This is a genomic window from Rothia endophytica (genome assembly GCF_928381505.1).
Lineage (GTDB): Bacteria > Actinomycetota > Actinomycetes > Actinomycetales > Micrococcaceae > Rothia > Rothia endophytica_A.
Map to the genome: position 1 here is coordinate 92,053 of NZ_CAKMSJ010000004.1, position 25,178 is coordinate 117,230.

Below are 25,178 nucleotides of genomic sequence, written 5' to 3' on the forward strand. Positions count from 1 at the left end.
CTCCCATAGAAAGAGCCGTCATGACAAACCAGCCTGATTCTCTCGCGACCGATCCCCAAAGACTCGCTACCGAACTGACCCGCGCAGAAACCGGCAATGCTGCACTCCAAGCGCAGGTGCAGCAACGCTGGTACCCCTCCTTCCATATCGCAGCCAAGGCGGGGTGGATTAACGATCCCAATGGCCTCTCTCACTTTGGGGGTCGCTATCAGGTATTTTTCCAGCACCACCCCTACTCCACTGCGTGGGGCCCCATGCACTGGGGGCATGTGTCATCTGAGAACATGGTGACCTGGCGCCGTGAACCCATTGCTCTGGCGCCGACTCTTGAAGCCGACCGTGATGGTGTGTTCTCTGGATCCGCTGTAACCGGTGACGACGGTCTACTGTATGCCTATTACACCGGGCATAGGTGGTCTAACGGGGTGAATGAAGATGAAGGCAGTGACCAGGTGCAGTGTCTTGCTACGTCAGCAGACGGAGTGACCTTTGAGAAGAAAGGCGTGGTGGTCGAGGGCCCTGTTGAGCTACCGAACTTCCGTGACCCCAAGGTATTCCGCGAAGGGGAAACCTGGTACATGGTATTCGGGGCTACCTCTGCAGAGCATCGCGGTCAGGTGTGGATGTACACCTCAACTGACATGCTGACATGGAATTTTGATTGCATTCTTTTTGAGGACCCCGACCCCGATGTTTTCATGCTGGAGTGCCCTGACTTCTTCAAGCTCGGCGATCACTGGGTGCTGATTTACTGCCCCATGGGTGTGGCTAAGCGTGGGTATGAATCCCGCAACGGCCATAACGCTGGCTACGTGGTAGGAAACTGGGAACCTGGTGGAGAATTTGAACAGCTCACCGATTATCGACTCATCGACTGGGGGCATAACTTTTATGCTCCTCAGACCTTTGAAACCGCGGATGGACGCAGGGTGGGCTACGGCTGGATGGGCTCCTTTACCTTGCCGCTGGCTTCTCAAGCTGAGGACGGCTGGGCAGGTCAGCTGACTGTGCCGCGTGAATTTACCCTGGGGCCTGATTTGTCTCTGCGAAATGCTCCTATTGCTGAATTGGAGCAGCTGCGCGGACAGGAGCGCGTGTTGGGAGCCCTTCGATTGGAACCTAACGAGAGCAAGACCCTACTCTCGGGGGTGGGCGCCTACGAATTTGAAGTGGTATTGAACCTGGCTGAAAGTGAGGCGGAACGGATTGGCTTTAAAGTAGGTTTGGGCGCAGATGGAAGCCACGCATTCATTGGCCACGATGACCTATCAGGCCGGGTCTTCATTGACCGTCGTCTCACCGCTTGTGACGGTGGATATCGGGCTGCCCCAGCTCCTGACGGTGATCTACTCAAACTGCGTGTTTTAGTTGATCGCGGCTCGATTGAGGTATTTGTTAACGACGGCGCTGAGTCGGTAACTTCCTTTGCTTTCTTTGGTGAAGGGGAACGGGAGCTAGTGCTGACTGCTGAGTCGGGCTGCGCGGTCATCGAATCTATCACCCTCTGGGGCCTGGATAGTATCTGGGAGAACTAATCGGCGGTCAGATGCTACCTTGTCGAGAGAATGGGACCGCAAGCTGAAAACAGCAGTGCGTGGCGGAGCTTGATTAGACGAAAATACCCGCTTTGTCTCGTCGGCACCCTCCACCGTGGGTATTTTCGAAACAAAACGGGTACTTTCAGCTAAGCGCTCGCTAGCTGGGTCTTACTGAGTGCTGGTGGCGTTGCTGCAGGCGGACGTCCCAGGCGTTCATGACCTCAGACGAGGTGGGCTTGGTGAGTAGCGAGACCGCAACATAAACCACCAGCGAGGACGCTAGGCCGTAGTAAATAGGCTCGTTAGCGAGCACTCCAAAAATGGGCATAGACGCTAGAGTCACCACTGAACCGACTAGCATGGATGCCGCTGCGCCCGCACCAGTGCCACGGCGCCAGAGCAGGCCGCCCAGAATAGCAACCATCAGACCGCCGACCAGAATGTCGTAGGCGATGGTCAGAGAGGTGACGGTATCGGTCAGGAAAATTGCCAGGACGGTAGCAACCAAACCGAGAATCAGCAGGTAGATCCGGTCAGTTGCCAGGGTGGCGCCCGAATCTCCGCCTTCTTCTTCAAGGGCGGGCTTGCCCGTCAAGAAGGGGATAACGTCCACGCGAGCCACGGTGGCTGAGGCAATCGATGCGCCGGAGGCGGTAGACATCATGGCGGCCACACCGGCAGCCAGTACCACCCCGCCCACACCTGCAGGTAGAAAATTCTGTGCGATGGTGGCGAAGGCGTCGTCCTGACTATCAAGAGAAGGGGCGAGTACCGCAGCCGCCATACCAATAACTGCACCGGCAACGCCGTAGAGGGAGATGTATACGCCCGAAGCGGCACCGCCCCAGCGGGCAACTTCGGGGGAGCGGGCGGAGAAGACTCGCTGCCAGATGTCCTGACCCACCAGAATGCCCAGGGTGTAGATGACGAACATGGTGATGATGGAGTCCAGTCCCATAGAGCCGAGCTGGAAGAATTCGGCATCAAGACGCTCGGTGAGACCCTCCCACCCGCCTGCCTTGGAGAGGGAGAAGGGCAGCATGAGGAGGAAAATGCCGACGGTCATAATGGCGAACTGCATCATGTCGGTCAGGGTGATGGACCACATGCCGCCGAGGAGGGAATAGCCAATGACCACGATGGATCCGAGCAGAATCGCCCAGGTGCGGTCCATGTCAAAGAGGACGCGGAAGATAGTGGCGTAGGCGGCGGTAGAGGTTACCGCGATCATGATGGTGTAGGCGAGCATAACGATTGAGGACACCTGGGTGGCACGAACCCCGTAGCGCAGGGTGAGCATTTGGGAGACGGTGTAGATTTTGAGCCGTGAAATGATGGGCGCAAAAACCAGGGAGAGCAGTAGGACGCCCGCCGCGATGGCAACGACCAGCCACATACCGGAAAGGCCGAACTTGTACCCCAGACCTACGCCGCCCACTGTGGAAGCACCGCCCAGCACTACCGCGCTCATGGTGCCGGTATAAAGGAGCGGGCCCAGGCGTCGCCCGGCAACACGGAAGTCTTCGGTACTGTTGGCGCGGCGCTTGCCGAGGTACCCGAAGAAAACGAGGGCACCGAGGTAAAGCAGGATAATGGCGAGGTTCATGGGTCGCCCTTCGTGGTGATACGGCTTTAAGGTCGTGATGTAGCATACGCGATGGTTGTCACATATAGAAATTGTTGGTGAGCCTAGGAAGGCGTTTGTAGATTCCCCGCTGACCTCGATACGAGGAATACCTAATAACCGCATAAAAGCGTTGCACGCCAGGGGAATGGCGTGCAACGCTTTTGGGGTTCAGCAGAATACTTTTACTTGTCGAGCACCGTGTAGTTGATAGGTGCGTTTTCCCTTAGTTCCTTGTTGGCTTTCTCCACCTTAAGCTGGGTAAGCAGGAGAAGAATGATGAGGTTGATCGCTGCCGGGATCCATAGGTACATGATGTAGAGCATCTGTAGTGCAGATTCTGATTGCTCCGGTGCGTTAGCGACGTAGCCGCTGAAAGCGAGTAGCCAGCCAGCGAGCGCAGTGCCTACACCGCCACCGATCTTGACGCCCAGTGAGGTTGCGGAGAACATGGTGCCATCTATCCTCTTCTTTTTGGAGAGGAAGGTGTATTCCGAGGCTTCAGCGATGAGTGCGTTGATGGTGCCCTGGAGGGGGCTCATTCCGATGGAGGCAATACCTGAGAAGACCAGCATCAGGGGGATATTGCCCATGTAGGCTGCCACGATTACAAGAACGCGGGCAACGAACGCGATGATGTAGCCGATGACGTTGATTTTGTACATGCCTTGGAATTTTTTCACCACGATGGGGGTGAAGAGCAGGCCAATGATGAGGGGGACGTTGATAGCCCAGGCGAAGGGGCCGAGGAGCTTGGCATCACCCAGGATATAGGTCATGAAGTAGATGCCCATGCTCAGTGTAGTGTTGAAAATTTGGTTGAGCAGGAAGACTCCAAGAATCAGGAGGTAGAACTTGTTGCTTCCGAGCAGACCGAGGGATTCTTTGAAGCTGTACTTCTCGGGAACAGGGTTGTTCTTCTCGTGAATGATGTGGATAGCCTGGGTTTCTTCTTCAAGGACTGATTTGGGGAGCTCCTTGACGGAGAAGACGGAGAGGGTATTGACGGCGAGGCCGATGAGGGCGTAGATGATGGCGATGGTGCGCCAGCCTTCTGCGCCGCCGCCGAACATTTCGACGCCTTGAACGGTGATGCTTTGAATGAGGAGGCTGGTGCCGAACGCAAACATGAAGCGGGTTGAACCCATCTGTACGCGCTCGTTACCGTTCTTGGTGATGAGTGAGGTGAGTGCGGAGTAGGCAATGTTGTTGGCGGTGTAGAACACGCCGTTGAGGAGGGTGTAGGCGATGAAGAACCAGGCGTACTGGGCGAAATCACCGAGTGATGGCGGAATCGCGAAGATGGCGATAATCATTGCGGCGCAGCCGACGTAGCCCCAGAGCATCCAGGGGCGTGCTTTACCCATGCGGGTGTTGGTTTTGTCGATCATTGCCCCAAAGAAGAGGTCGGAAACGCCGTCAAAAATCTTGGAGGCAAGAATGAGGGTGCCGATAATTCCTGGGTTGAGTCCTACCGTGTCGGTAAGGTAAATCATCACGAATGATGCGAGGAAGGCGTAGACCACGTTGCCGGCAACATCGCCGGAACCGTAACCTACTACGTTGTACCATTTCAGGTATTTTGTTTCTTTCATTGTGTTACCTTTTGTCTGTTTCTCGCGCTATAGGGTGGGGGCGAGAGTGAAACCGAAGTTGATGATTTGTGCGTTGAGTTTGTACTCGTCTAAGACTTCGGGGCCACAGCTGTTGGACCCGATTCCGTTGTGGGCGTAGTCGAGGCAGAGGACTGTTGAGTCAGCTTCGACCAGCTCGAAATTATGGTTTTTGTTCGTCAGCTCTTCCTGCGTGTAGTGGGAGGCACTGAACGAGAAGGGGTGTTCGGAGGCTACAGAGAGCTGATGGTGGGGGCTTGATAAGTGGACGTAGTCGCAGTCGAATCGGCTACCGTTTTCCTGCGGCATGATGTAGTCCTCGTGGAGATCTTCGACGGAAGATTGGAAGGTGCCGTGGTAGCTTGCTTCGTGTTTGTCGCTGTAGCTTTCATGGGGACCCATGCCGAAGTACTCAACATCGGCAAAAGACTTGTCGAGGAAGAGGCGAACTCCGAAGCGGGGGAGGTCGGGGAATTCTGGGGCGCGTTCGATGTTGAATCGAGCGGTGATTTTTCCGTCGTTTGTGATGTTCCAGAGGACGGTGCCGGTGAAGATGGGTTGCACTGTGGGGGCTACCATGCTCAGGGTGCAGGAGATGGTGACACCGTTTTCGGTGTGCGTGTAACCGCTGGTGTAGACCCTTGAGTAGGCCTGGTGGTAGTGCGCTTCTGCCCATTTGAGTTTGATGTACATGTCATTATCTGTGGGTGCCCGCCAGATATTGATGTTCATGGGCTGGGTGAGGAGGTTGTGGTCTTTGGTGGAGAGCTGGTCGAATACACCGGTTCGTCGGTTGAAGGTGTAGGTGAATCCATCGCCTTGGACGGTGTAGTGCTTACCTGTTTCGGTTACAGCGAGGTTCTGTGCGTTGTTGGTGGTGCCCAGAATATCTAGTGCCTTGGCATGGGTGGGGTTGATGGTGTGGACGGGTACTTCGTCGCGGCCGAGGAAGAGGCCTGTGGGAAGTAGGGGGAGGTCCTTCTTGAGAATGTATTCGATGTGGAGGTAGCAACGTCCGCTGGTGAGCGAAGGTGCCTCAAGGTTAATGGTGGTTTCTTGGTGGGGGAGGAATGCCTGCTCAAAGTGGTAGGTGCCTGATGCTACTTCTACGCCGTCCTGGCTGAAGGTGTATTTCAGTTCTATGGCTTCTTGTGCGTCGGTGAAGTCAAGGTAGTTCTTGAGGGTGAGGGAGCCGGATACGGTGTCGAAGGAGACGACTCTGAGGGGGCGGTAGACGTTGCGGTATTCGAGGAGACCAACGTGGGGAGTGCGGTCGGGGTAGACAAGGCCGTCCATGCAGAAGTTTCCGTCGTGTACTTCTTCGCCGTGGTCGCCGCCGTAGAGGTATTTGGGTGTGCCATTTTCGGTGGTACCAGCGTAGATGGCGTGGTCGCACCATTCCCAAACGAAGCCGCCGCACATTGCCTGGTTCTGGTCGATGACCTGGAAGTAGTCTTCGAGGTTGCCGGGGCCGTTGCCCATAGCGTGGGCGTACTCGACGAGGAGGAAGGGCTTATTGGGGTTGCTGTTGAGGTACTGTTCGATGTCCTCGAAGGGCGGGTACATGCGGCTGTAGAGGTCGATGTTGGAGTAGTCGTAGCGGCGCTTTTTGTCGTCGTAGTAGGCGCTTTCGTACTGGGTGATTCGGGTGGTGTCGTAGGACTTGACCCAGGCGAGGGACTCTTCGAGGGTAACGCCGTAGCCGCATTCGTTACCTGCTGACCAGGAGACAATGCTGGGGCGGTTCTTTTCGCGGAGCACGCAGAGCTGGACACGGTCGAGTGTTGCTTCAGTCCATTCTGGGCTGTCTGAGATGCGTTCGTTCCAGTGATTTACCTGGTTGTCGAAGGAGCCATCTTCGAGGTACTGGACCTGGGTACCGTGGCTTTCGTTGTCGGCTTCGCTCATGACGAGGAACCCGTACTCATCGCACATTTGGTAGAAGTAGGGGGAGTTGGGGTAGTGGCTGCTACGGATAGCGTTGAAGTTGTGCTGTTTGATGAGTCCGAGGTCGCGTTTGATGTGGTTGTAGTCCACGGTTGGGCCGGTGACGGGGTCGGAGTCGTGGCGGTTTACGCCGCGGAAGGTGATGGGCTTGCCGTTGAGCAGAATGACATTGTGTTCAATGCGAATGGTGCGGACGCCCACACGTTCGGTGATGACCTCGTCCTGGGTTTTTAGGTGGAGGGTGTAGAGGTAGGGGTTTTCTGGGTTCCAGGTGTGGGCGTTAGGGATATGAAGGGTTGCTGAGTGAGTGAAGTTGGGGTTGGCAGCATTGGGTGTGAGCGTGGAGCTCGCTACCTCTTCGCCTTCAGCGTTGGTGAGGGTGAGTGTGGTGTGTGTTTCTTGGCTGAGGAAGCGTGCCGCGATGTTGAGGGTCGCGTCGCTGGTTTTTTCGTTGAGGTCGGTGGTGATGAAGTAGTCGTAGAGGGTGTGGCGGGGGCGGCTGAGAATGTAGACGTCTCGGAAGATGCCGCTCATGCGGAATTTGTCCTGGTCTTCAAGGTAGGAGCCATCGCACCACTTGTAGACGAGTACGGTGAGGCGGTTTGAGCCGTTGGTGAGGTATTCGGTGATGTCGAATTCGCTGCTTGCGTGGGATACCTGGCTGTAGCCGATGTAGCTTCCGTTGACCCAGAGGTAGAAGCATGAATCAACGCCTTCAAAGGTGAGGTGGGCGAGCGGGGCCTGCTGATCCTGGGCGTACTGGAAGTCTAGAGTGTAAAGACCGCAGGGGTTTTCGTGGGGTACGAAGGGTGGGTCAAGGGGGAAGGGGTATTTGAAGTTGGTGTACTGGTGGGTGTCGAAGCCCTGGGTTTGCCAGGCGCCCGGGACGATGATGGGGGACGCGTCGGTGTGGGCGTATGTGGCAGTGTGGAAGTCCTGTGGTAGTTCGGAATCGTCGTTGAAGTAGGTGAACTGCCAGGTTCCATTGAGGTTGAGGAAGCGGTCGGAGGACTCACGGTTGTTCACCAGCGGGCCCATGTCATGGGAGGCGGGGACGTAGTAGGCCCGGGGGGCGAGGACGTTCTCGTGGAGAACGTTGAGGCTCTCGTGGTGCTTGGTGGGGTACATGCTCTCTTGTTCTTCCTGATGGAATTGGCTGAACCTCGGGTCCTGTTGCTATCGAGAGGGCTGAGGTTCAAGCCCTACGGTGTTCATATTAGTTCAAGATTGTTGCTTTGTGTAGATATCTGAACAAAAAATCGTTCTTTTTTGTTCAAAAAACTCCTTTTGAGCACGTTTCGGCTCTGGCAACGCTCGTTTTTGTTTGATATTGTTCAGTTTAGAAGAAGTCGTTACAACCGGAATGAGGTTTAAGTGCTGGCTCAACAACGCCACAACGCAATCGTTGCAAAAGTACAGGAAAAAGGCACTGTTCAGGTCCAAGATCTGGCTGGCCTGCTGAATGTATCTGCGATGACGATTCGCCGTGACCTGGCAGAACTAGAAGAACAGGGGTTACTGAGCAGGGTTCACGGAGGTGCAACCATCTCTGAATCTACCTATGAGCCAATCTTTGCTGAGAAGACCATGCTCAACGCAGAGTCGAAAGCAAAAATTGCAAAGGCCGCAGCCCAGCTAGTCCGCAGCGGCCAGTCAATTGCAATCGGCGGAGGCTCAACCAGCGCACGCCTTGCCCAAGAAATAGCTGCCCGCACAGAGCTTGAGAACCTCACCATCGTCACTAACTCCCTCCCCGTCTCTGACTTCTTCCACGGGTTAGCTGACACAAGGAACAAGCCCAAAGTGCTCCTTATCGGCGGTGAGCGCACACCCTCTGACGCCTTCGTTGGACCGCTTGCGGACGCAACCCTGGCAAACCTCAACATCGATGTTCTGTTTCTGGGTGCTCACGGTGTGACTCTGAAAGGCATGTACACCCCCAACATGAACGAGACCAGTACTAACAGAACTTTTATCGCAAACGCCCACGACACCGTGGCTGTTTTCGACTCCAGTAAATGGAATGTGGCTGGGCTATCCCGGTTTGCCTCCTGGGCAGACATCGACACCGTCGTCACCGACGAACTCACCCAGGAACGACACAACTTCCTATCCGACAACTTAGCTAAGGTGATTACCGCATGAACAACGTAAAAGTTACTAAAGGAACCCTCGCAGACGGGCGAGAAATCATCTTCTTCGATGACTCTGAACCCTACGTCTCAGGCCGGAAAACCCGAACCATCCGCGATACCCGCCCCCTGAAACCTCGCACTCTGCCTCCCCACGAAGCTGCCTGCGTGCGTACCGACCCTCTGACCGGCGAATCAATTGCTATCGCCGCTCACCGCAACAACCGAACCTTCCTGCCGCCTGCTGATGAGGACCCCCTGGCACCTGCTGGCGTAGGAACCGTACCCGGTGAAATCCCGGAAGAATCCTACGACGTTGTTGTCTTTGAAAACCGTTTCCCTTCACTGCAAGGGCCGCTAGAGACCCTCCGAGACGAGCCCCTTTTCAAGGAGACCACACCAGGCGGCCGTTGCGAGGTTATCAGCTTCACCTCAGACCAGTACGGTTCTTTTGGCTCCCTCAGCTATGAACGGGCACGCACCGTTGTAGAAGCTTGGACCCACCGCACCAAGGAGCTCTCAGCCCTCGACGGAGTCGTACAGGTCTTTCCCTTCGAAAACCGTGGAGAAGAAATTGGTGTAACCCTGCCCCACCCCCACGGTCAGATCTATGCCTACCCCTACATGCCGTCCTATACAGCTTCTGTTGCACGGCGAGCAGACGCATGGGCATCAGAAACCGGTGGAGACCTCCTGGGAGATGTTCTCGCTGCGGAACTTGCAGCAGAAGAACGAATTATTAGGAAAACCGACTCCTTTGTGGCGTATGTACCGTATGCCGCCAAGTGGCCTGTAGAACTTATGGTCATGCCCAAACGCCCGGTTCGTGACTTCACAGAACTTACCGAAGCAGAAAAAGACGAACTCACCGAGCTGTACCTAGACCTGTTGCATCGACTCGACAAATTCTTCGAAGGGGTAGACAAACTCCCCTACATCTCAGCCTGGCACCAGGCCCCCATCATCGGCGGAAAAAACGTCTCACGCATGTACCTCCACGTTTTCTCCCTCTTGCGTGCCCCCGGAAAGATGAAATACCTGGCTGGCTCAGAATCCGCTATGGCCGCGTGGGTATCTGACACCACACCCGAGCGTATCGCCACCCGATTCAAAGAACTTGCTTCTGACGCATAAAGGAAACACACCATGCCTGCTATCTGGAAGAACACCGTACCTGCACAGACACTCCGCAAGAACGTCGAAGACCGCTTCTATATCTCCTTTGGAGAAGCCCCTTACGGAGTGTACTCAGCCCCTGGGCGCGTCAACCTTCTGGGCGAACACATCGACTACTGCGGTGGCACCGTCCTTCCCTTTGCCCTCCCCCAACGCACCTTCGTAGCGATGGCCCCCCGCCAAGACGGAAAAATTACGGCAGTCACCGCTCAGGGTGATGCCGGTTCAACCGCCCCTGATGACAATACTGAAACCATTCAGTTTGCTGAGGTGGGCACCCAGCCCCTCTCCGGCTGGCTCTCCTACGTTGCAGGTGTTCCCTGGGCTATGCAACAGCAAAAGCAGGGCGATTTTGCTGGTTTCTCGCCGGAAGAGTTCGGCGCCAACATCGCCATCGACTCTTCCGTCCCCCTGGGTGCAGGACTCTCATCATCAGCTGCCCTAGAGTGCGCTGTAGCTCTCGGCGTTGACGACCTGCTAACCGCCCAACAGCCCACTAGAGAACTCCTCGCCAGCACCGACCAGGGACGTGCCGCACTGGCCTCAGCCTGTATCCAAGCAGAAAACGACATCGCAGGGGCCTCAACAGGTGGCATGGACCAGTCAATTTCCCTCCGTGCAGAAGAAGGCTCCGTCCTCGCCATCGACTGCCGCGACTTCTCCACCCGCCCTCTTACCATCGACGTCGCCTCAGCCAACCTCTCCGTACTCGTGATAGACACCCGAGCCTACCACCACCTCTCCGACGGGCAATACGCCGCCCGACGGGCAGCAACCGAGGTTGCCCGCGAAGCCCTGGGCGTGAACCACCTGCGAGACGCTTTCCAAGGAACACCCACCCTCAAAGAAGCCCAAGAACTCATCGAACAGTGGGATAACAACGTAGACTCCTACAACCTGCCCGACGGAACAGACCGGGCAGTAATCCGTGATGCCCTACGCCACGTCTGGACCGAAATTGCCCGCGTTGAAGAATGTATCGCCCTCTTCGACAACGTAAACTCACTAGCCGATGACGTATGGGAAAAGCTCGGTGAACTCCTCAACGCCTCCCACGACTCCCTCCGTGACCAGTACCGAGTCTCATGCCCCGAACTAGACACCGCAGTTAACGCCGCCCGCGAAGCAGGAGCACTAGGAGCCCGCATGACAGGAGGTGGCTTCGGTGGCTCTGCTATTGCACTGGTTCCTACTGAAAACCTGGAGAACCTCGCTGAAGCAGTTGCAGAAGCATTCGACCGTGAAGGCTTCAGCCCCCCAGAGTTCTTGGTAGCCACCCCCTCCCGATCCGCGGAGAAGGAGTAAGACCCCCATGTCCACCTCCACCCAGAACCAGCCACAGGGAGCCGCAGTCACCCTCAAACACTCCGGCTACCAAGCAACAATTACCGAAGTCGGTGCCAACCTCTCATCGCTCACCTCCCCCAAAGGGCGACAGCTCGTACTCCCCGCCCCACCACACAAAATACGAGAAGCCGCCCGAGGCGCCCTCCTCGCCCCCTGGCCCAACCGCATAGCAGAAGGCCGATACACCTGGAAGGGCGCCGAGTACCAGCTGCCCATCAATGAACCCACCCTTAGAAATGCAATCCACGGACTCGCTGACTGGACCCGCTGGGAACTCAACCAAGCAATTAACACCCCCGACTCATCATCAGTCACTGCCAATCTCCACCTAGTACCCCAACCCGGCTACCCCTTCCCCCTCAAACTCACCGCAACCTACACCCTCACCGACCAAGGGCTCACCACAACCTTCACCGCACTCAACACTGAAGAAACAACAGCCCCCTACGCCCTCGGCGCACACCCCTACCTCATGGCAGGCACAGAACAGGAAACCCCCGGCGCAGTCGACTCATGGAACCTCACTGCTCCTGTCTCTACCTACCTCAAGGTCAACGAATCCATGATTCCCACCCAGGAACTCCCCCTCACCGAAGACCTCAATCTCGCAGACACACTCCCCCTCAAGGGCATAAATCTCGACCACGCCTTCGGAGGAATCCAAAAAACTGCTGGAGAAGCACACATCGTCCTCACCGCTCCCAACGGTGAAGCCACCCGACTAACAATCGGAGACGGTATCGAATGGTTGCAGTTCTATACAGACGGAACTCAGCGGCGAGCCCTTGCTGCTGAACCCATGACAGCCCCCGCAAACGCCTTCAACAGCGGCACAGGCCTCATTGAACTAGAACCACACCAAAGCCACACCAGCTGGTGGCGAATCCAAGAAGACTAGGGGCAAACCGGCTGCACATAAAAGTGTGGGACTTTGCGCCATAGTGCCCTCATATTTTTTATGCCCGTCCTGCCGCAAACTTATGCACCCGCGTCTCCCCGCTGGGCACTGTGTTGTGCCGGGGGAGTGTGGGTGTTCGCCATCGGGGGGAGTGCCGCCCGGTATGGCTTTGCCCTCCACTGAATAAGTATCGGAACCCCACCGGTAGGGGCCCAAAAAACACCCCGCGCCCCCGCGTCCTGCCGCTATAGTGGTAGCGAATAAGTGTGGGCACTCACACGGCGCTCGCCCTGCCCCCACCACCCGGATAGTTCCGCACAGACAGACCTGCACCCGCAAACCAAAGGAGATTCCTGTGGCAGAAGCCTTCTTCTCATCACAACCCAACCGCGTCATCGCAACCGGTGCCGACGGCGTCGAGCGGGTTGGCCCCGTCAACGCCGCCGAGGTGCCGCGCTGGGCTGGCAACGGCACCTTCGCCCGCCTGCCCCGCCTGGACGAAGTAGAGAAGGCAGACATCGTCATCGCCGGTATCCCCTGGGACTCCGGCGTGTCCTACCGCCCGGGTGCCCGCTTCGGCGCCAACCATGTGCGTGAGTCCTCCCGCCTGCTGCGCCCCTTCAACCCCGCCGCCAATATCTCCCCCTTCAAGGAGGCGCAGGTCGCGGACGCCGGCGACATCATCGGCAACCCCTTCAATATTGAAGAAGCCCTCGAAATGATTGAAAAGGGCGTGCATGAACTCACCAAAGACGGCACCACGCTAGTCTCTATCGGCGGGGATCACACCATCGCGCTGGCTAACCTGCGCAACTTGCACAAGAAGCACGGCAAAATTGCCCTGTTGCACTTTGATGCTCACCTGGATACCTGGGATACCTACTTTGGTGCCGAGTACACCCACGGCACTCCCTTCCGCCGCGCCTTTGAAGAAGAGCTGCTCGACACCGATGCCCTCTGCCACGTCGGTACCCGCGCCTCCCTCTATGGCACTGAAGACTTAGATGATGATGCTCGCTTCGGCTTCGGTATCGTCTCATCAGCCGATGTTTATTACCTGGGCGTCACCAAGGTGATTGAGCTGCTACGCGCTCGTATTGGCGAGCGACCGCTCTATGTTTCCATTGATATTGACGTGCTCGACCCCGCCCACGCACCGGGCACTGGCACTCCTGAGCCCGGTGGCATGACCAGCCGTGAGCTCCTGGAAATCCTGCGTGGCCTGCGCGGGCTTAACCTGGTGGGCTCTGAGGTGGTTGAGGTGTCCCCGCCCTATGATCACGCTGAGCTAACCGGCCTTGCAGGCGCCCACGTCGTCTATGAGCTCATCTCCCTGCATGCCGCTGGTGTAAACGCTCAGCCCACCTCGCCTGCTTACGGTGAAGCCACGGTTACCTACGGTGAGAAGGCAGAGGGCTAGAGCATGTCAAAGATTGAAGAACTCCTCGCTAGCGCCACTCCGGCTGAAGCGCGCATTATGAATCATTTTGCTGCCCGGGCTGAGGGCTTCCGCCCCTCAGCGGTGCGCGATGTCTTTGAGGTTGCTATGCGTCCCGGCATCATCTCCCTAGCCGGTGGTAACCCCGATCTTGACCTGCTCCCTCTTGATCAACTCGGGGCCATGAGCGCCCGCATCATCGAAGAAGAGGGCCTGGACGTGCTACAGTACGGCTCTGGCGCCGGCTTGGAAGAACTGGCTCAGTTGGTCTGCGACTTTATGGGTTCTGAGGGTCTTAGCCCGCAGCTCGATGATATTCAGATGACTGCTGGCTCCCAGATGGGCCTAGACCTTGCCACCAAACTCTTCATCAACCCCGGAGACGTCATCCTGGCAGAGGGCCCCACCTACACCGGCGCTTTGGGCGTCTTTGAGGGCTACCAGGCGGACGTCCGCCAGGTGCCTCTGGACGCTGATGGGCTAGACCCCGCCGCAGTTGAGCAGGCGATCGCTGAGATTCGAGCTGAAGGTAAGAAGGTCAAGTTCCTTTACACCATCCCCAACTTTCAGAACCCCACCGGCATTACCCTCTCGGACCACCGCCGTGCCGAGTTGGTGCGAGTCTGCCGGGAGGCTGACGTCCTGATTGTTGAGGATAACCCCTACGGCCAGCTGGCTTTTGACGGCTCTCATCACCGCTCGCTCTACTCCTACGACCCTGAGAATGTGCTTTATCTGGGGTCCTTCTCTAAGGTCTTTTCGCCGGGCGTGCGCGTGGGCTGGATGGTTGCACCTCTGCGGGTGCGTAAGTTCTTGCAGATTGCCGGTGAAGCGGTGACTATCTGCCCTTCGGTGCTGTCCCAGCGCCTGGTGCTGGGCTTCATGCGTGAAGGGCTCTGGGAGCCTCACACCCGCCGGACTGCTGCCCTCTACCAGCAGCGTTGTCAGGCGGTTCTCGACGCGTGTGAGAAGTACATGCCAGAAGGCACCACCTGGACGGTACCCACCGGAGGCTTCTTTACCTGGCTCACCCTGCCTGAGGGTGGAAAATTTGCGGATGCCGCGGACGCCCTGGCGCCGGCTATCGAAGCTGGCGTGGTCTTCATTCCCGGCTCAGCCTTCTACGAGCCGGTTGAGGTGGACGGCGCGCTGGCCAATCCCGGTGCCAACCAGTTGCGTATTGCCTTCTCAGCGGTTGAACCGGATGTGCTGACCGAGGGCGTTAAGCGCCTGGGACAGGTGCTGGCAGCGTGATGTCCTCCCTTCGGCAAGAGGTTTCCCTTGCCGAAGGGGACCCCTTCCAGTAATTGTTCAACAATTTGGCGAGATGATGGCCTTCTTGCTGTGTGTGCCTGGCAGAATAGAAACCAAACCCAGACCCCGCTTAAGGAGACACTCTATGACCCAGGCAGTAGACCTCAACTCAGACTCCGGCGAAGCCTTCGGCTCCTGGACCATGGGCGATGACGAAACCATGATGGGCATCGTCTCATCAGCCAACATCGCCTGCGGCTACCACGCCGGTGACCCCAGCGTCATGCGCGCAACCTGCGCCGCCGCCGTCGCCCAGAGCGTAGCCATCGGCGCCCACGTCGCCTACCCGGATCTTGCAGGTTTTGGCCGCCGCTTCATCGACATGACCGCCACTGAACTCACTGACGCCGTCATCTACCAAATCGGTGCCCTGCAAGCAGTCGCCGGCATTACCGGCGGGCAGGTCACCTACTGCAAGCCCCACGGCGGGCTCTACAACGCCATCGTGCACCACGAAGCCCAGGCACAGGCAGTTGCCACCGCGCTCGCAGAGCTCAATCGCGCGTCCGGCACTAACCTGTCGGTGCTCTGCCTGCCCAACAGCGAAATTGAACGCCGTGCCAAGGGCGCCGGGGTAGAGGTTTTCTACGAAGCGTTCGCTGATCGTGGTTACACCCCGCAGGGCACGCTGGTCTCCCGCCGTGAGGCAGGCGCCGTTATCCATGACCCTGCCCAGGTAGCGGAACGGGTGCTGCGCATGGTGGTGGACCGCGAGGTTATCGCCGTAGATGGCAGCCGCGTGGCACTCGAAGCTGACAGTATTTGCGTGCACGGGGACACCCCTGGTGCTGTTGCCCTCGCCGGTGCTGTGCGCAGCAAACTCGGGGACGCCGGGGTGCAGGTGCGCGCCTTCTCCAGAGGACTTTAGCCCCTTTCACCTCTTGATAAAAAAGTGATACTTTCTGCCCGCGAGTGGCGGTTTATCACCACTTTTGGGCGGAAGGTACCCCTGAAATTTGGTTGCTCTACAGATGCTGTTTCCTATGCTGAGCGCTCTATTTGCTCCAGAATAGAAGCATGATCTTTTTTGCGCACCGCGGGCTATCCGCCACCCACCCAGAGAACACCCTGGCTGCTTTTAACGCAGCCGTAGATGCCGGCTTCACCTGGTGTGAAACCGACGTTGACCTGGCTGCCTGTGGCACCCCCGTCCTACTGCACGACACTGACCTAGACCGCACCACCAATCTCTCCGGTAGCCTCTACGAGCACACTGCAGACCAACTTGCATCAGCGGACGCCGGCTCCTGGTTTGCCCCCGAATTTGCCGGTGAGCCGGTGCCCACTCTGTCTCAGCTCATCGACCTCATGAACCAGCGTGGGCTGAACGCCAACATTGAACTTAAATCCAATGAGCAGGGCAGGGAACGCTCTCTGCAACTGGTGGACGCCGTCATCGAGCAGTTAGACCGTTTAGAGCCGGGGCGCCAGGTGCTGGTCTCTTCTTTCAACCACCTGCTGCTTGCTGAGCTCAAGCGCCGGGCACCTCGGTACCGAGTCGGCGCTCTCTTCACCCGCGAGATGCTGCAACCTGACTGGCTTTCGGTGCTAGAACTTATCAACGCGGACGCTGTGCACATCCAGTCCGAAGGTCTGACCCGAGCCACCGTCCAGCAGCTTCGGGCCGCTGGCTACGACGTCAACGTGTGGACTGTCAACAGCCGTGCCCGTGTCAACGAACTGCGCAACTGGGGCGCCACCGGTGTCTTTACTGACTCTGCAGAAGTTGCCCACATCTGAGCCTATAAAGTGTGATGGTTAAATCTCAGGGCAATTTTTGCACCGCGCAGAATCCGCCAAAATACTGTAGAAATGCTGCCGGGACGCCGCCCTTTGTAGTAGTTGAAAAGGGGTGCAGTAAACCTAAAAAATACACCCGTGAAACGTGGCGGTAACCTGCCCGTTGTAGACTGGTATTCCATGGTAAATGCAATTGGTTTTGACCGTGAGAAGTACATCGAGATGCAGTCTCGACACATCCAGGAGCGCCGCGAAGAAATCGGCGGCAAGCTCTATCTTGAAATGGGTGGCAAGCTTTTTGACGATATGCACGCCTCCCGTGTGCTGCCCGGCTTCACCCCCGACAACAAAGTCGCCATGCTTGAGCAGATTCGCGATGAGGTCGAAATCCTTATCTGCCTGAATGCCAAAGACCTTCAGCGCAACAAAATTCGTGCTGATCTGGGCATCACCTATGAAGATGACGTACTGCGCCTTGTAGACGTTTTCCGTGACCGCGGTTTCCTGGTTGAGCACGTGGTTATCACCCAGATGGAAGATGAGAACACTAAGGCAGCCGAGTTCAAAGACCGCCTAGAGCGCCTGGGCCTCAAGGTCTCCCGCCACCACATCATTCCCGGTTACCCCACCAATACCGACCTAATTGTGTCTGAGGACGGTCTGGGTCGCAACGAGTTCGCTGAAACCACCCGCAACCTGGTGGTTGTCACCGCACCCGGTCCCGGTTCAGGCAAGCTGGCTACTGCCCTGTCGCAGGTTTACCACGAGAACAAGCGCGGTGTGAAGGCTGGCTACGCTAAGTTCGAGACCTTCCCCATCTGGAACCTGCCCCTAGAACACCCCGTCAACCTGGCTTACGAAGCGGCTACCGTTGACCTCGATGACGCCAACGTGATCGACCACTTCCACCTGACTGCTTATGGTGAGTCCACGGTCAACTACAACCGCGACGTCGAGGCTTTCCCGCTGCTCAAGGTTCTGCTAGAAAAAATGACCGGCACCACCCCCTACCAGTCACCCACTGACATGGGCGTAAACATGGCGGGTAACTGCATCACCGATGACGCCGCCTGCCGCTACGCCTCCGAGCAGGAGATTATCCGCCGCTACTTCAAGGCACTGGTGGACGAGGCGCGCGGCGGCTTGAACTCCACTCAGTCAGACCGCGCCGCTGTGGTGATGGCTAAGGCCAACCTGAAGGCCACCGACCGTCCCGTGGTTGAACCTGCGCGTGCCCGTGCTGAGGCAACCGACGCCCCCGCTGCCGCAATTGAGCTGGCCGATGGCACTATCGTGACCGGTAAGACCACCGACCTGCTGGGCTGCTCTGCCGTTGCCCTGTTGAACGCTCTCAAGCACCTGGCTGGCCTGGACGACGCTAAGCACCTGCTCTCTGACAAGTCCATCAAGCCTATTCAGGATCTCAAGACCCTGCACTTGGGTAGCGTCAACCCCCGCCTGCATACCGACGAGGTGCTGATTGCCCTCTCAACCTCTGCTGCCCACGATGAGGATGCCCGCCTAGCGCTTGAGCAGGTCAAGAACCTGCGCGGTGCGGACGTGCACACCACCACCATCCTGGGTTCAGTGGACGAGGGGGTCTTCCGTGCCTTGGGCATTCTGGTCACCTCTGACCCCAAGTTCCAGAAGAAGGCGCTCTACCAGAAGCGCTAACCCCCAAGGAGCTTTCTTAAACGTAAAGGCTGCCACCGGTTGATTCCGGTGGCAGCCCTTTTTGGTGGTTGTTCAGGCGAGTAATGAGCTTGGGCAGCCCTAGCCCTTGAAGGTGTCATCGTCCACGGGTTCACCCCAGTTGACGAATTCACCCTTGTCGTTGAAGGGGGTCACGGCGATGTGGGTCATGGGGCCCTCGCTGGTGGCACCGTGCCAGTGGTTGACGCCGGGTTCGAAGAAGAAGGCTTCGCCGGGGGTCAGCAGCTTAGGTTCTTGGCCTTCGAGCTGGTAGACGCAGGTGCCCGAGGTAACCACGATCAGCTGGCCGACATCGTGGGTGTGCCAGTTGGTGCGGGCTTCGGCTTCAAAGGTCACTGCGAGGGACTGGAGCTCCTTGCTGGGGGCCAGCGGGTGCATGTAGGCCTGGCCGGTAAAGGAGCCGGCGGGAGCGGGCTTGCCAAGGGGGAAGAGTGAATCGGTCATGGGTGCCTCCTGTGGTGGTGGGTTTCCCTTTTAACCCTAAACAGCCAGGGTTAGTTTGGAGAGATTTCAACACGACTTTTATGGCAGAGAAGCTTGATGGCTAGCCTTGGGGTGATGATTCCCATAGGGGTTTATCTAATGATTCACATTCTAACGTGCAGAAATGGGGTGAGTGGCGGTGTTAGGGTGAAAATATAAATAAGTATTCAATATGCCAATTTAGGAGTGTTCCGTGACGACTAACCCTCAAGAAACAACCCCCAACGACTGGGATACCCGCGCACCCGACGTCCAAGCCGACCAGGTCGCCGCCTACGACGCCATGCGTAGTAAATGCCCCGTCGCTCACGATGACTACATGGGCTACTCCCTGCTCAAAAACGCAGACATCAAGTACGCCCTGGAGCACCCAGAAATTTTTTCTAATAAGGTATCAACCCGCCACATTGCCGTCCCCAACGGTATGGATGCCCCCGAACACACCGCCTTCCGTGCTGTTAACGACAAGTACTTCACCCCTGACCGTATGCAGGTCTTTGAGCCTCAAATTCGCCAGGTTGTGAAGTCTCTGGTCAGTAAGTTGCCTCGCAATGAAGTATTCGACGCCATGGCCGGCTTTGCCCAGCTCTACGCCGTGCGCATCCAGAATGTCTTCATGGGCTGGCCCGCCAGCTTAGAGCAGCCCCTGATCGAGTGGGTAGAGAAGAACCGCCGCGCTACCCTTGCCGGTGACCGCGAACAAATGGGCAAGATCGCCCTAGAATTTGATGGCTACATCCGTGCCCTGCTCGACGAACGCCGGGGCGCCGACGCTGCTGCCGATATCACCGCTGAACTGATACAGGACGTTATAGACCTGCCCCAAGACCTGGGCGGCCCCCGCACCATGACTGACGAAGAGCTGATCTCCCTGATTCGCAACTGGACGGTCGGTGAACTGTCCACCGTCTCTGCCTGCGCCGGCATCATCCTTGCCTTCTTAGCAGAGCACCCGCAGGAACAAGACCGCCTGCGCACCAGCCTAGCAGTAGGAAAGACCGCTGAAATTGCTGCCGCCGTTGAAGAGGTCATGCGCCTTCAAGACCCCCTAGTCACTAACCGCCGCGTCACCACCCAGCCGGTAGAAATCGGTGGCAGGAGCATCCCCGCCGGTGCCAAGGTTACCATCAACTGGGCATCTGCCAACCGGGATGAAGACGCCTTTAAGGACGCCACAACCTACAACCCCCATCGTTCCCAAGAGAACAACCTGGTCTACGGCCAGGGATTACACGTATGTCCAGGTGCCCCGCTGGCTCGTCTGGAACTGAGGGTGCTCATGGAAGAGCTGCTAGCTACAACTGATCTTATCGAGTTCGGTGGAGCTAACCCCACCCAGAATGCTGTTTACCCGGCAGCTGGTTACTCTAAAGTCCTGACGCGTATCAGCTAACTTTCCAGAGTCTGAGCAGGGTAGATAAAAGGGGTGTGAGAAGATTCTCGCGCCCCTTAGCTCAGGTAAAAATCTAGTCTATGACCAGTTTGGCCTGGCGGTATTCGGTTGAAGGTGAGCAGGTCACCGCGTACTTGGAATTGGCGAGGTCATCAATTTTGACCACGTAGTTCTGGGTTTCAAAGTAGGGTGGGATGCCATCATGTTCTTCAACCGCACCGGGCCCAGCGTTGTAACCGGCTAGGGTGACGTCCTGCAGGCTGACCCCGTCTTTAGCGTAGGGTGCCAGTCGTTCTGAAAGGTAGGCGAGGTAGCGCCCCTGGGCGGCGATAGAGGCTTCTGGGTCGTTGATGTCGCCCTCACCCCAGATTTCCCAGGTTTCATCGGTGAACTGTGCCAGACCCTGAGCGCCAGCGTGGGAATGGGCCGAGTTGCGCCAGTGAGACTCCGTTTCAAGTTGCGCTGCCAGCACGCCCGGGCGCATGCCCGCTACTTGGGCTGCTGCCTCGATATCGTCGCGCAGTTCGGTGGGGGCAAAGGTCAGATCGGTCTGCCCGCAGTAGTCCTCATAGGTAGCAGAAAGCCCGGCGACACCCGCAGTCATGAGCACTGCGGACGCCACCACCTGCCAGTGGGCCAGAAGCCCGGCACCTGCTCGGAGCAGGGGGCTTCGCTGTTTAGGTTCAGAAGTCATTGATTTCTAGATTACTTCACCTGTGCACTAAACGCAGTTCCGGGTAACCGAACTTACGGTGTGGTGTCCCAGACCAGCACGGGTAATCCTCCATGAGCAGGGGGCTTGCCCCATGCTCGTGAGGGGTGCCCATCCTGTCCTTAGTCCGTCACTTCAATGAGTCCCTTAGCCCCGCGTTCTGCCTGGGCAAAGTCATGGTTGACGAAGACGTAGGTGCCTGGCTCCGTGAAGGTCATCTCGACAAAGCCACCCTGGGCGGGGGCAAGGTCCAGTGCCTGGGAGGCGCCGCCGGCCTTGCCGAAGGCGTCCACACCCTCATCCAGGAGGTAACCACCTTCCTTATAGACGGTGTCGAATTGGCTGCCGACCACGTGAAAGCTGGTCCCGCCGCTAGGCCCGGCGGCCAACACCCAGATGCGCACGCGCTCACCGGTGGTCGCGGTCAGGGGGTTCTCTAGGTACTGGGTGGCGTGCCCATTGAACATGGTGAGGCTGGGGGTGCCCGCTGCGATGCCCTCGGGGCTGATAGCGGTCAGGACGCCGCCACCCGACTGAGCGTCGGCAGTGCCGGTTTCGGTCAGGTAGACATCGTTCTGAACCAGCAGGTACTCTCGTTCAACGTCTGGCAGATCTGGTGGGTCAATGACGACTGCACCGAACATGCCGGCAGACATGTGCACGCTCATGGGCGCTGTGGCGCAGTGGTAGAGCCAGATGCCGCTGGCTACCGCTTCAAAACGGTAGACCAGACTCTCACCCGGGGCGATGGTGCGCATGACCTCATCGGGTGAGACGGTGCCAGCGTGGAAGTCCACTGAGTGCCCCATGGTGCCGTTGTTAATTAATGTAATTTCAAAAATATCGCCAACTTTTCCGTGGAGGGTGGGGCCCATGTAGTCCTCACCGAAGGTCCAGGCGTCCAGGGCTACACCGGGGGCAATTTCGCGCTGAAGTTCGTTGACCTCAAGAGTCTGGCGATGCACGGTCTTGCCGTCCACTATCTCATCGGCCTCTACTGGTTCTAGCACGGGGGAGCGGGCTTCAAAATTCTCGGAGGGTTCCCCCTGCAAATCAATATCTGTGCCCTGTAAGAGCGCACCGGTGCCAGCTGCACCATCAGCACTAGTGCCGCTGGCGTTCTGCCCATGCTGGTGTCCGCCTTCCAGGGTGCCGGTGGTGGTGACGGTGAAAGTCATGCCCATGGCGCGGTGCCCCACGACCGAGCACCAACCATCCAGTGCGCCGGTGATGATGCCGGCGTCCACGGTCTTGGTGGCGCCGGGGTCGATGCGGCCGGTGGAGGTGCCGTTAGCAAACGTCAGATCGTGGGCGTTAGCGGTGTCGGTGTTGGTGACCTCGATGACCAGGCGGTTGCCGAGGGGCACCTCCACGGTGTCGGGGGTAAAGCGCATATCGCTGGTTGCCTCCACCGAGATGGTGGTGGTCTGCCCGGTACCGGTGGACGTGGCGCCGCGGCTAAAGTTCAGCCCCACAGAGGCAGGGTCGGCGGCTATGCCGGCGGTGACTGCCAAGATGACTGCCAGTGCACCGATGAGCGCATTCCGCAGGTGGGGCAGCGGGGTCGGGGTTAGCGCTTCGGGGTCGGGCTTGGGGGCTTCACCGCGGGCTCGCGCCTGAATCATTTCCTTGCGGACCGCCACCGATTTTTTGACCCCGCGGATCATCAGCGGCACAAAAGCAAAGAGGGTGAAGGCACCTACCAGGGATACCAGGGTGCGCACCAGGGAGCCGGTAAAGCTGACCGGCAGGGCAAAGATCGCCAGGCAGAGATTAACCATGAGGACGCGACCGGCGGCAAAACGGTTGAACTCCCAGTTTGCTTGGCGTACAGCCTTGGGGCCGCCGCCCATCCGGGCGGGCAGTAGGTAACTCATAGCACCGAGTAACACCTGCACCAGGAAGCCCACCACCAGAATGGGGGTCATACTGCGCAACGGCAGGGTGTCAAAAGGTGAGGTAAAGACCAGGTAGGCGGTGAAGAGAGTGCCCACAAAGAACCAGGCGAATCCGGCTGCCACTGACATGGTGGCAAACTCTACCGGCTTCTTCTGGCGGCAGGTTCTGACCAGCAGCACAGCTACTAGCAGTAGTCCGGCGGCGTAGATAACCAGCCCGGCACCTGCCAGCAGGTTGAGCCCAGCCAAGGCGCCACCCACCGTTACTGCCAGGCCAGCGCACATGACGCCCAGCGCTCGCAGGGAATCAGTGACCGCGCTGGGCAGCATCTTGGTGCGCAGCATGGTGGGCCAGAGCGTCATCAGGGTGCCCACCACCGTCAGCCCCACGAACCCCAAAATATTGACAGCTTCATGGGCCAGCAAGAGACGGCCGTGCCAGCTAGCGTTCAGACCGTCATGAGCAAGAATCGCACCGAAGGTCGCCCCCAGAGGTAGCAGCCAGCTGGCGGCAATGTAGTACTTGACGGTCGAGTTAAAGCGGGCGGGCAGGGCCGCTTTGAGCTGGGTCAGTAGGGCAAGACCGTGCCAGGCGACGACCGCGCCCACGCCCAAGGAGCCCAGAATAGTGAGGGGGTAAATGTTAAAAACGATGCTGAGCATCAGCAGGATCATGCTGGCGTTCAGCGTGTAAATGCGCACCAGCTGTATTGGGCGGGCAGAATCCGGCAGGCGGTGTTTGAGTAGAGCTTCGGTGAAGTGCTGGCTCCAAATGAGGATGGAGTTGGTAATCAAGCCAAGCGTCACCATGTGCACCATGAGCCAGATGGATTCCGGGATCCACCGGTGGGTCATGAGCACCGCAAAGAGAGCAACAATCCAGTAGGTGACCGGTTTGGACGCCCGGCGGTGCCAGGTTGCCCTGCCGCTGGCAATCCTGCCTGCCTGCTGGCTGCTGACGGGGGAGCCCGGCGCATCTACCGGACGGCTGCCCAGGGTTAGAGTTTCACGGCGGGCCTGGCCCAGGCCAACATTAGCCCCGGTCGCACCGGTGCTAGCCGCACTTGCTTTATTTGCGTTGGCACCCTCTGCACCCTGCTGCTCTGCCTGCCTGCCAGCGTCCTGCCCGGTCATTACCACTCCAAAAATTAGTATTAGCTGTACCGATTATACGCGCGGCGCCCAGCCATCACGAACCGATAGAGTTAAGCCCATGATCATTTTCATCACCATCATCGCCGCCCTGCTGATTGCCGTGGGCTGTATCGGCATCATCTACCCCGTTCTGCCCGGGTCCTTCGCTGTACTGGTCGGCCTAATCCTCTGGGGCTTGACGGTGCGCGGCCCCGAAGGTTGGTGGACGCTGGGCCTTGGCAGCGCCCTGGTCATTGCGGGCATGCTAGCCCAGGCGGCACTGACCGGCCGCACCATGAAGAAGCGGGCGATCCCCAACAAGTCCATCCTCTGGGGCGTTATCGGTGCGGTCATCGGTATGTTCGTCATTCCCGTGGTTGGTCTTTTCGTCGGCTTCGCCGTGGCTCTCCTCATCAGCGAAACCACCCGCAGCAGCGGCGATTTCACCACCTCCCTGCGCAACACCGGCGCCGCCCTGCGCTCAATGGGGCTGGGCATGCTGGTTGAATTCGCCTGCGCGCTCACCGCTGGCAGCATCTTTACCATCGCCGTCTTCACCTACTTCATCACCCTCTAACCCTTTGCATCGCGCCGCCCGCGCCCAGCCGGTAAAGTGGTGACTCATGAAATCATTGCCAGCCTCCCTCTTGCTGAGCGCCACCGCAATTATGCAGGCACTCGCAATCTTCCGTTACACCGAGAACACCATGAGCTTCACCGGGCAGGTTTTCTTTCCCGTGCTGTTTGCGCTGATGGCGGTTTACATCTCCTGGAAGAACCGGGAACGTAGCGGGCAGTTTGCCCTGTTGCACATCATCATTGTGGCGCTTGCCGTGGTGACACTGGCTGCAAGCTTCGCGGGTATGACCGCGAGCCTCTACTACTTCTACCCATCCGCTTACGTCTACTACGCGGCACTGGGTCTCTTGGTGTTAGAGCTGGGCTTGCGTATCGCTGCCCTGCCCAAAAAAGAGAAGTCGGCGCGTGAACCCCGCCGTAAGAAGACCCAGCGCGGCACCAACCTGGTAGCCGTTAAAAAGGACGCCGGCAACAGCTCAACTGCGACGGGCGAGTAAGC

The 25,178-nt window shown here is 58.1% G+C and carries 19 protein-coding genes; 13 read left to right on the forward strand and 6 right to left on the reverse strand.

Going from position 1 to position 25,178, the window contains the following annotated elements; translation table 11 throughout:
- Positions 1 to 20 precede the first annotated feature (20 nt).
- Positions 21 to 1,535, forward strand: a complete 1,515-nt coding sequence (locus tag L6990_RS06095; RefSeq protein WP_237203192.1) for a glycoside hydrolase family 32 protein — start codon at positions 21 to 23, stop codon at positions 1,533 to 1,535.
- Positions 1,536 to 1,695: 160 nt separating this feature from the next.
- Here L6990_RS06095 and L6990_RS06100 read toward each other — a convergent pair whose 3' ends face one another.
- From L6990_RS06100 to L6990_RS06110, 3 genes are all read right to left on the reverse strand, one after another.
- Entirely contained in the window at positions 1,696 to 3,144 is a 1,449-nt protein-coding gene (locus tag L6990_RS06100; protein WP_237203193.1) for a sodium:solute symporter, read from the reverse strand.
- A 203-nt stretch (positions 3,145 to 3,347) separates the two neighbouring features.
- Complete coding sequence (locus L6990_RS06105; protein ID WP_237203194.1) at positions 3,348 to 4,757, reverse strand: MFS transporter; 1,410 nt, start codon at positions 4,755 to 4,757, stop codon at positions 3,348 to 3,350.
- Positions 4,758 to 4,784: 27 nt separating this feature from the next.
- On the reverse strand, positions 4,785 to 7,850 hold the full coding sequence (locus L6990_RS06110; RefSeq protein WP_237203195.1) for a glycoside hydrolase family 2 TIM barrel-domain containing protein: 3,066 nt from the start codon (positions 7,848 to 7,850) through the stop codon (positions 4,785 to 4,787).
- A 246-nt stretch (positions 7,851 to 8,096) separates the two neighbouring features.
- On the opposite strand from L6990_RS06110, the gene L6990_RS06115 reads away from it, so the two are divergent.
- The 9 genes from L6990_RS06115 to L6990_RS06155 all read left to right on the forward strand — a co-directional run bounded on the left by L6990_RS06115 (position 8,097) and on the right by L6990_RS06155 (position 18,441).
- Entirely contained in the window at positions 8,097 to 8,867 is a 771-nt protein-coding gene (locus L6990_RS06115) for a DeoR/GlpR family DNA-binding transcription regulator (protein ID WP_237203196.1), read from the forward strand.
- Positions 8,864 to 9,988 (forward strand): galactose-1-phosphate uridylyltransferase, encoded by a 1,125-nt coding sequence (galT, locus tag L6990_RS06120; RefSeq protein ID WP_237203197.1) that lies wholly within the window; start codon positions 8,864 to 8,866, stop codon positions 9,986 to 9,988. Before L6990_RS06115 ends, galT begins: the two co-directional genes overlap by 4 nt.
- A gap of 12 nt (positions 9,989 to 10,000) precedes the next feature.
- The gene (gene galK / locus L6990_RS06125; RefSeq protein WP_237203198.1) at positions 10,001 to 11,335 is read left to right on the forward strand and encodes a galactokinase; all 1,335 of its coding nucleotides are present in this window, start codon (positions 10,001 to 10,003) and stop codon (positions 11,333 to 11,335) included.
- 7 nt (positions 11,336 to 11,342) lie between these two features.
- Positions 11,343 to 12,275, forward strand: a complete 933-nt coding sequence (locus L6990_RS06130; protein WP_237203199.1) for an aldose 1-epimerase family protein — start codon at positions 11,343 to 11,345, stop codon at positions 12,273 to 12,275.
- Between the two features lie 394 nt (positions 12,276 to 12,669).
- Positions 12,670 to 13,695: an agmatinase gene (gene speB, locus L6990_RS06135; RefSeq protein ID WP_237203382.1), complete on the forward strand. Its 1,026-nt coding sequence runs from the start codon at positions 12,670 to 12,672 to the stop codon at positions 13,693 to 13,695.
- 3 nt (positions 13,696 to 13,698) lie between these two features.
- A complete protein-coding gene (locus L6990_RS06140; RefSeq protein WP_237203200.1) occupies positions 13,699 to 14,967 on the forward strand; it encodes an aminotransferase-like domain-containing protein in 1,269 nt (422 codons plus the stop codon).
- Between the two features lie 145 nt (positions 14,968 to 15,112).
- The gene (locus tag L6990_RS06145; RefSeq protein WP_237203201.1) at positions 15,113 to 15,895 is read left to right on the forward strand and encodes a LamB/YcsF family protein; all 783 of its coding nucleotides are present in this window, start codon (positions 15,113 to 15,115) and stop codon (positions 15,893 to 15,895) included.
- 149 nt (positions 15,896 to 16,044) lie between these two features.
- The gene (locus L6990_RS06150; RefSeq protein WP_237203202.1) at positions 16,045 to 16,767 is read left to right on the forward strand and encodes a glycerophosphodiester phosphodiesterase family protein; all 723 of its coding nucleotides are present in this window, start codon (positions 16,045 to 16,047) and stop codon (positions 16,765 to 16,767) included.
- A gap of 180 nt (positions 16,768 to 16,947) precedes the next feature.
- Complete coding sequence (locus L6990_RS06155) at positions 16,948 to 18,441, forward strand: DUF1846 domain-containing protein (protein WP_237203383.1); 1,494 nt, start codon at positions 16,948 to 16,950, stop codon at positions 18,439 to 18,441.
- A 99-nt stretch (positions 18,442 to 18,540) separates the two neighbouring features.
- Here the strand turns inward: L6990_RS06155 and L6990_RS06160 are convergent, their stop codons facing one another.
- A complete protein-coding gene (locus L6990_RS06160) occupies positions 18,541 to 18,924 on the reverse strand; it encodes a cupin domain-containing protein (RefSeq protein WP_237203203.1) in 384 nt (127 codons plus the stop codon).
- Positions 18,925 to 19,156: 232 nt separating this feature from the next.
- Between L6990_RS06160 and L6990_RS06165 the strand changes: the two genes are divergently transcribed.
- Positions 19,157 to 20,356 carry a cytochrome P450 gene (locus L6990_RS06165; RefSeq protein WP_237203204.1) on the forward strand — a complete coding sequence of 400 codons (1,200 nt, stop codon included), beginning with the start codon at positions 19,157 to 19,159 and terminating at the stop codon, positions 20,354 to 20,356.
- A gap of 73 nt (positions 20,357 to 20,429) precedes the next feature.
- Here the strand turns inward: L6990_RS06165 and L6990_RS06170 are convergent, their stop codons facing one another.
- Positions 20,430 to 21,050, reverse strand: coding sequence for a lytic transglycosylase domain-containing protein (locus L6990_RS06170; RefSeq protein ID WP_237203205.1), 621 nt, complete (start codon positions 21,048 to 21,050; stop codon positions 20,430 to 20,432).
- Positions 21,051 to 21,190: 140 nt separating this feature from the next.
- Positions 21,191 to 24,100, reverse strand: a complete 2,910-nt coding sequence (locus L6990_RS06175) for a multicopper oxidase domain-containing protein (protein ID WP_237203206.1) — start codon at positions 24,098 to 24,100, stop codon at positions 21,191 to 21,193.
- Between the two features lie 79 nt (positions 24,101 to 24,179).
- On the opposite strand from L6990_RS06175, the gene L6990_RS06180 reads away from it, so the two are divergent.
- The gene (locus tag L6990_RS06180) at positions 24,180 to 24,677 is read left to right on the forward strand and encodes a DUF456 domain-containing protein (protein WP_237203207.1); all 498 of its coding nucleotides are present in this window, start codon (positions 24,180 to 24,182) and stop codon (positions 24,675 to 24,677) included.
- A 46-nt stretch (positions 24,678 to 24,723) separates the two neighbouring features.
- Positions 24,724 to 25,176 (forward strand): hypothetical protein, encoded by a 453-nt coding sequence (locus L6990_RS06185; protein ID WP_237203208.1) that lies wholly within the window; start codon positions 24,724 to 24,726, stop codon positions 25,174 to 25,176.
- The last annotated feature ends 2 nt before the right edge of the window (positions 25,177 to 25,178 follow it).